Annotated in this window: 1 protein-coding gene; it reads left to right on the top strand. The window is 38.2% G+C overall.

Translation table 11 applies throughout. The features are described from left to right. The first annotated feature begins 90 nt into the window (after nt 1-90). The gene (locus M5A78_RS24560; RefSeq protein WP_248737886.1) at nt 91-1,452 is read left to right on the top strand and encodes an IS1182 family transposase; all 1,362 of its coding nucleotides are present in this window, start codon (nt 91-93) and stop codon (nt 1,450-1,452) included. Nucleotides 1,453-1,469 lie beyond the last annotated feature (17 nt).

The following is a 1,469-nucleotide window of genomic DNA, read 5'->3' as shown; positions in this document are numbered from 1 at the left end:
TCAGACTGTCGACAAATCCGAAAATATTCGGGTTTGCCGGCGGTCTTTTTTGTATAATTAAGGTACAGAGATTTTAATGGGGTGGATGAAATGCTAACTAAAAATACACAGATGAATCGTGACCAAATAGAAATGATAGCTTTAGAACAACTTGTACCTGCGAATCATTTGGTTCGAAAGATCGAAACTGCTATAGATTTTTCTTTTATCTATTCACTCGTACAAGATATGTATTCATCTGAACGGGGACGTCCGAGTATTGACCCTGTAGTATTAATTAAGATGGCATTCATCCAATATACCTTCGGTATTCGCTCCATGCGTAAAACCATAGAAGAAATCGAAACCAATATGGCGTATCGTTGGTTTTTAGGCTTTGGTTTTTATGATAAGGTACCTCACTTTTCAACGTTTGGTAAAAACTACGAGCGACGCTTTAAGGATACAGATTTATTTGAACAGATTTTCTATCGTATTTTGAAAGAAGCCTCAGAAAAGAAATTGATTAGTAGTGAGCACGTATTTATTGATTCAACACATGTTAAGGCAAGTGCAAATAAGCAGAAATTTGAGAAGAAAGTAGTTCGAAAAGAATCGAAAGCTTATGAAGAACGTTTACAAGAGGAGATTAATATAGACCGCGAAGATCACGGGAAAAAGCCCTTTCCTCCAGATAAATTCGAAAAAGAGGAATATAAAGAAATCAAGGAAAGTACAACTGATCCAGAAAGTGGTTATTACGTAAAAGACGAGCGAACAAAACAGTTTGCTTACTCATTCCACGCTGCTTCTGATCAAAATGGTTTTGTTTTGGGGGCAATAGTAACTCCGGGTAATATCCATGATAGTGTCATCTTCGAGCCACTCCTTGAAAAGGTAATTGAAAAACAAGGAAAACCTGGTGCTGTTGCTGCTGACGCTGGATATAAAACACCTGCCATTGCTCAATACTTATTTGAAAATGATATAACTCCTGCTTTACCTTATACTCGCCCTCGTACGAAGGACGGTTATATGAAAAAGCATGAGTATGTTTATGATGAATACTACGATTGTTATATTTGTCCGCAAGGACAAATACTGAAATATGCGACGACGACGAAGAATGGTAAGCGGCAATACTTCTCTAATCCGCTTGAGTGTCAAAATTGTCCATTGCTTTCAGTATGCACGCAGAGTAAAGAACATAAAAAATTGATTGAGCGTCATGTGTGGGAACATTATTTAGAAGAAGCTGATCATCTTCGTCACACACAAGAGAATAAAAGCATTTACGCAAGACGTAAAGAAACGATTGAACGTGTCTTTGCGGATGCTAAGGAGAAGCATGGTATGCGTTGGACAACCCTAAGGGGCCTAAAAAAATTGTCCATGCAGGCGATGCTTACTTTTGCTGCCATGAATTTGAAAAAGATGGCCAATTGGACTTGGGAAAGTCCAGAAATGGCCTAAAAGTATGGATGGGATAG

Origin of the sequence: Neobacillus rhizosphaerae (genome assembly GCF_937468385.1) — a bacterium.
Taxonomy (GTDB): Bacteria; Bacillota; Bacilli; order Bacillales; family Cytobacillaceae; genus Neobacillus; species Neobacillus rhizosphaerae.
This window is presented reverse-complemented; position numbering and strand designations above follow the sequence as displayed.

Excerpts from the sequence above, each read along its gene's own strand:
- M5A78_RS24560 (WP_248737886.1), top strand. The coding sequence starts at position 91 with ATGCTAACTAAAAATACACAGATGAATCGTGACCAAATAGAAATGATA.